We start from the raw sequence: 6080 nt of genomic DNA, 5'->3' as shown, positions 1-6080 counted from the left end.
CCTGGGCCATGCCCGGCAAACCGTGTTCCCCGGCGCCCGCAGCCGCGCCCCGCCCATCATCGCGTAAGCACTTCACACCGTTACTTCACCCCGGCCGACTTTAGACAGACAGCCGCAGGCTGCTGGCCGTGTTGTTTACGAATGAATGATGGAATTTTTCATGTCCAGGTTTTCTGCTGACACCCGTTTGGGATGTACTCCCGTGTTCGCCGTTCTGTGTGGCGCGCTGCTGGTTCCACAGGCCCACGCCGACGAACATGCCGACCACAATGAACTGAGCCCGACGGTGATCACCGCCATTGCCCCCAGCTCACCACTGACCGTCGTCACCAACCCGAAAGACCCGCGCCAACCAGTGCCCGCCAGCGATGGCGGCGACTACCTCAAGACCATCCCCGGCTTCGCCCTGGTGCGCAACGGCGGCACCAACGGCGACCCGGTGCTGCGGGGCATGTTCGGCTCACGCCTGAACATCCTCACCAACGGCAGCATGATGCTCGGCGCCTGCCCCGGCCGGATGGATGCGCCCACCTCCTATATTTCACCGGAAACCTACGACAAGCTCACCGTGATCAAAGGCCCGCAAACCGTGCTCTGGGGCCCGGGCGCTTCAGCCGGCACGGTCCTGTTCGAGCGCGAGCCCGAGCAATTCGGCGAGCTGGGCACGCGGGTCAACGCCAGCATCCTGGCGGGCTCCAACGGGCGTTTCGACAAAGTCGTCGACGCAGCAGCCGGCGGGCCGCTGGGTTATGTGCGGGTGATCGGCAACCAGGCCCACGCCGATGACTACAAGGACGGCAACAACGACACCGTCGCCTCGCGCTACGACAAGTGGAACGGCGACGTGGCCGTGGGCTGGACCCCGGACGCCGACACCCTGCTGGAACTCACCGCCGGCCGTGGCGATGGCGAAGCCCGCTACGCCGGGCGTGGCATGGACGGTTCGCAGTTTTTGCGCGAGAGCCTCGGATTGCGCTTCGAGAAATCGAACATCGGCGAGGTGCTGGATAAGGTCGAAGCGCAGGTCTACTACAACTACGCCGACCACGTGATGGACAACTACACCCTGCGCGTCCCGTCGGGCACCGGGATGATGGCCGGTCCCATGGCAGCCAACGTCGACCGCCGCACCCTCGGCGCCCGCATCAAGGCCACCTGGCGCTGGGCCGATGTGCAGTTGATCAGCGGCATTGATGCACAAACCAACGAACACCGCGAACGCAGCGCCATGGGCGTCGACACCTACAAGGACCTGCCCCGCAGCAAGGACGCCAACTTCCACAACTACGGGGTGTTCGGCGAACTGACCTGGTACGCCGCCGACCGCGACCGGCTGATCACCGGCGCCCGCGTCGACCGCGCCTCAGCCAAGGATTTCCGGCAAACCATCAGCTCCGGGATGATGAGCAGCCCCAACCCCACCGCCGGTAAAACCCGCGCCGATACGCTGCCGTCCGGCTTTGTGCGCTACGAGCACGATCTGGCGGACAGCCCTGCCACCCTGTACGCAGGGCTTGGGCATTCGGAGCGTTTCCCTGATTACTGGGAGCTGTTTTCTCCCGACACCGGGTCGGTCGGTTCCGTGAATGCCTTCGACGGTGTGAAGCCTGAAAAAACCACCCAGCTGGATTTTGGCCTGCAATACAAATCCGCCGATCTCGACGCCTGGGCCTCGGGCTACGTCGGCCAGGTGCGTGATTTCATCCTGTTCGACTACCAGCCGGGAATGATGGGCACCACCTCCCAGGCGCGCAATGTGGACGCGCGAATCATGGGCGGTGAATTGGGCGCAGCCTACAAGCTGACCGCCAACTGGAAGGCCGATGCCACCTTCGCCTACGCCTGGGGCAAGAACACCAGCGACGGCAAACCGCTGCCGCAGATCCCACCGCTGGATGCGCGCTTCGGGCTCACCTACAGCCAGGACGACTGGAGCGCCGGCGCCTTGTGGCGGGTGGTCGCGGCGCAAAACCGCATCGACCAGAACAAGGGCAACGTGGTGGGCAAGGACTTCGACAAAAGCTCGGGGTTTGGCGTGTTCTCGCTGAACGCGGCGTATCGCATCAACAAGAATTTCAAGGTCAGCACGGGCGTCGACAACCTGTTTGGCAAGGCGTACGCCGAGCACTTGAACCTGGCCGGCAACGCCGGGTTCGGCTACCCGGCCAATGACCCGCAAGCCATCAAGGAACCGGGGCGCACGCTCTGGACCAAGGTGGACATGAGTTTCTAAGCGCATCACAGGCAAGCCCGCTCCCACAGTTGCAATGCATTCCCTGTGGGAGCGGGCTTGCCCGCGATGGCGTCCTCGATAACACAAAAAATCCAAGCCTTTGCGGAGCACCCTGATGAACCCACCGAAGATTTCCTTCTACAACCTGGCCTGGCGCTGGCATTTCTACGCCGGGCTGTTTGTCGCGCCGTTCATGGTGCTGCTGGCCCTGACCGGCATCATCTACCTGTTCAAACCCCAACTCGACCCGCTGATGTACGGCAACCTGCTGACCGTGCAAAGCGCCGAACACGCGCTGAGTGCCGACGAGCAACTGCAACGTGCCCAGGCTGCCTATCCACAAGGCAAGATCAGCAAGTACCTGCCACCTGCCGACGCCACCAGCAGCGCGCAATTCGTGATGCACAACGACGGGCGCGAAGTGACGGTATTCGTCGACCCGTATCGCGGCACCGTGCTCGGCGAACAGGACGCCAAGTACAACCTGCAAGCCATCGCCCGTGCGCTGCATGGTGAGTTGATGATCGGCACCGTCGGCGATCGCCTGGTGGAACTGGCCGCCGGCTGGGGCGTGATGCTGGTGATTTCGGGCGTGTATCTGTGGTGGCCGCGAGGCAAGTCGGCGGCGGGCATTCTGTGGCCGCGGCTGGGCAGTCGCGGCCGCTTGTTCTGGCGCGATTTGCACGCGGTTGCCGGTTTCTGGGGCGCGGCGTTCCTGCTGGTGATGCTGCTCAGCGGCATGACCTGGACCGGCTTCTGGGGCAAGCAATACGCCGAGCTGTGGAATAAATTCCCGGCGGCCATGTGGAACAACGTGCCGCAGTCCGACCTGCAGGCGCGCAGCCTCAACACGGCGAGCCAACAGACCGTGCCGTGGGCCATGGAAAACACGCCGATGCCGATGTCTGGCGAGCATGCCGAGCACATGAACCACGCCGGCATGAGCCAGGGCCCGGCAGCCCCGAGTATCCGCCTGCAACAGGTGGTCGACCTCGCCAACTCACGCAAGGTCGAGCCCGGCTACAGCATCACCTTCCCCACCACTGCCGAAGGCGTGTTCACCCTCGCGGTGTTCGCCAACGACCCGCGCAATGACGCCACCCTGCATGTGGACCAATACTCCGGCAAGGTCCTGGCCGATGTGCGCTGGGAGCACTACAACAGCGTGGCGCGGGTTACCGAATCGGGCGTGATGCTGCACGAAGGCAAGATGTTTGGCGTGGTCAATCAGATCATCGTGCTGCTGATTTGCCTGATGATCCTGCTCAGCGCCGTCAGCGGTGTGGTGATCTGGTGGAAGCGTCGGCCACAGGGCAGCCTGGGGGTTCCACCGTTGCGCCATGACCTGCCGAAATGGAAAACCGCGATGGTGATCATGCTCGGGCTGGCGATTGTCTTTCCGCTGGTGGGCGCCTCGCTGATCGTGGTCTGGGCACTGGATCGCCTGGTGCTTTCACGGTGGTTTGGCCAACGTGAATCTGCCTCAGGTTCAGCATGAAACAGACGAGATGCCCTACCTAGAGGCGTTATGTAGTCTTACGCGGGCTTTCGCCCACGCTGCACAAAGTGTTATGTTGTAACACTTAATGTGTTCTCCCACTCGCCGCGCCCTGCGGCGAGTACCGTCTCGAAGAAGCGATTTATCGTCCGATGAACAAGTACCTTGCGTCCGGCCTGTGCCTGCTCGCCCTGCAAAACACTGCCCAGGCCCTGACGCTTCCCGCCAGTGCCGTCTCAGCCCCCGCCGTCGACGACGAGCGCGTCGACCTGCAAACCCCGACCACCGCAGGTTCACGCCTGAACCTCACGGCCCTGCAAACCCCGGGCAGCGTTGAAAGCCAGACCGGCGAGCAGATTCGCGCCCGGGGCGATGCCACGGTGCAGGACGCGATTTCCCGGGCCACCGGCATCAGCCGCACCGGCACGCCGGGCGACGGTGGTACCTCGTTGTCGGCACGCGGGTTCACCGGCCAGAGCTCGGTGCTGCAGTTGTACGACGGCGCGCGCATGTTCGATGGCGCGGGCACTTCCACCTTCCCGGTGGACACCTGGTCCGTTGAGCGGGTGGACGTACTGCGCGGCCCGGCCTCGGTGATGTACGGCCAGGGCGCCACCGGCGCGGTGATCAACACCATCGCGAAGAAACCCTTCGAGGGCGAGATCGAAAACCATATCCGCCTGGGCTACGGCTCCTATGACCGCCAGCAGCAAGCCCTCGACAGCGGCGGCTCGCTGACCGACACCCTGAGCTATCGCCTGAACATCAACCGCCTGCGCAGCAACGGTTTCATCGACCGCGGCGAGTCCGGCAGCGACTTCGTCAGCGGTGCCCTGCGCTGGCAGGCGACGGACAACCTGAGCTTCACCCTGGCCTCCGACTACGGCGACCAGACCCCGCAAAACGACTACGGCACACCGCTGATCAACGGCCAGTTGCACAAGGGCCTGCGGGACAAGAACTACAACGTCAGCAACGATATCCAGCACTACAACGACCAGTGGACGCGCCTGACCAGCGAGTGGCAGATCAACGACAACGTCACCGCCACCAACGAACTGTCCTACCTGAAAAACCAGCGGCGCTGGCAGAACGCCGAGAGCTACAACTACGTCGACGGCGGCCTGGTGCGCCAGAGCTACCTGGGCATCAAGCACAACCAGGAACAGGTGGGCGACCGCCAGACCTTCACTTTCAAGCACACGCTGTTCGGCCTCGACAGCCAGACGGTGACGGGGGTGGAGTACAACCGCATTCGCTTCCGCCTGGCCAGCAACTCGCCGTTCGATGACCTGACGAACGCCGGCCAACCGGTGGACATCAACCACCCGGTACCGCAGCCGTTTGAAAGCGCCAGCCCCTTCATTCCGCAGTCCGTCAGCACCACCAAACAGCTGGCTGCGTTCGCCGAAAACCGCCTGCAACTGACCGATAAACTGTCGCTGATCACCGGCGTGCGCCGCGATTACCTGCACATCGACAGTGACTCCCTGGTGGATGGCAGCGACTCCAACAAGACCTTTACCGGCAACAACTGGAAAGCCGGCCTGGTCTACGCGATCACCCCGGACACCTCGGTCTACGGCCAATACGCCACCAGCACTGACGGCGTTGGCAGCCTGATCACCCTAAGCCCGAGCCAGCAGCAGTTCGGCCTGTCCACCGCCAAGCAAACCGAGATCGGCCTCAAGCAGGCGTTCTGGGATTCCCGTGGTGAATGGACCCTGGCGGCCTACCACATCGTCAAAAAGAAACTGTTGGTGAGCGTTCCAGGCACCACCCTCAAGGAACAAGTCGGCCAGCAATCCTCCAACGGCCTGGAAGCCAGCCTCGACCTGCAACTGCCCAATGCCTGGCAACTGCAAGCCAACGCTGCGATCGTGCGGGCGCAGTACGACGACTTCTCCGAAGTGGTCAACGGCCAGTCCGTGTCCCGCGACGGTAACCGCCCCACCGACGTGCCGCGCCGCACCGCCAACCTGTGGCTGAGCAAGGCCATCACTGACGACGTGCGTGCCGGTGCGGGTGTGCGTTATGTAGACTCGCGTTTCGCCAACACCGCCAACACCAGCGAAGTGCCGAGCTACACCGTGGTCGACGCCAGCGTTTCATGGAAAGCCATGCGCAACACGACATTGGGCCTGCAATTGAATAACCTGTTCGACCGCACTTACGCCGTCAGCCAATACAACGACGGCCAGCAATGGATCCTGGGCGAGCCGCGCTCGTTCTTCGTGACGGCGGACTACACCTTCTAACTGAACGCAACACTGTCCAAATGTGGGAGCGGGCTTGCTCGCGAATGCGGTGTGTCAGGCACTGTATCTGTTACTGATCCACCGCTTTCGC

3 protein-coding genes are annotated in these 6080 nt (G+C 63.2%); all 3 read left to right on the top strand.

Features of this window, described 5'->3' with window-relative positions; all coding sequences use genetic code 11:
* Positions 1-145: 145 nt before the first annotated feature.
* The 3 genes from HX873_RS22310 (at position 146) to HX873_RS22300 (ending at position 5989) form a co-directional block, all read left to right on the top strand.
* Positions 146-2233 (top strand): TonB-dependent copper receptor, encoded by a 2088-nt coding sequence (locus HX873_RS22310; protein WP_371318401.1) that lies wholly within the window; start codon positions 146-148, stop codon positions 2231-2233.
* 115 nt (positions 2234-2348) lie between these two features.
* A complete protein-coding gene (locus tag HX873_RS22305; RefSeq protein ID WP_177123214.1) occupies positions 2349-3731 on the top strand; it encodes a PepSY domain-containing protein in 1383 nt (460 codons plus the stop codon).
* Positions 3732-3883: 152 nt separating this feature from the next.
* Entirely contained in the window at positions 3884-5989 is a 2106-nt protein-coding gene (locus HX873_RS22300) for a TonB-dependent siderophore receptor (protein WP_177123213.1), read from the top strand.
* The last annotated feature ends 91 nt before the right edge of the window (positions 5990-6080 follow it).

The sequence above is a fragment of the Pseudomonas sp. P7758 genome, assembly GCF_013386485.1.
Lineage (GTDB): Bacteria > Pseudomonadota > Gammaproteobacteria > Pseudomonadales > Pseudomonadaceae > Aquipseudomonas.
The sequence above is the reverse complement of the archived record's forward strand: the minus strand, read 5'-3'. Positions and strand labels throughout refer to the sequence as shown.

Coding starts and splice junctions, on each gene's coding strand:
- HX873_RS22305 (WP_177123214.1), top strand. CDS start 2,349: ATGAACCCACCGAAGATTTCCTTCTACAACCTGGCCTGGCGCTGGCAT.
- HX873_RS22310 (WP_371318401.1), top strand. CDS start 146: ATGATGGAATTTTTCATGTCCAGGTTTTCTGCTGACACCCGTTTGGGA.
- HX873_RS22300 (WP_177123213.1), top strand. CDS start 3,884: ATGAACAAGTACCTTGCGTCCGGCCTGTGCCTGCTCGCCCTGCAAAAC.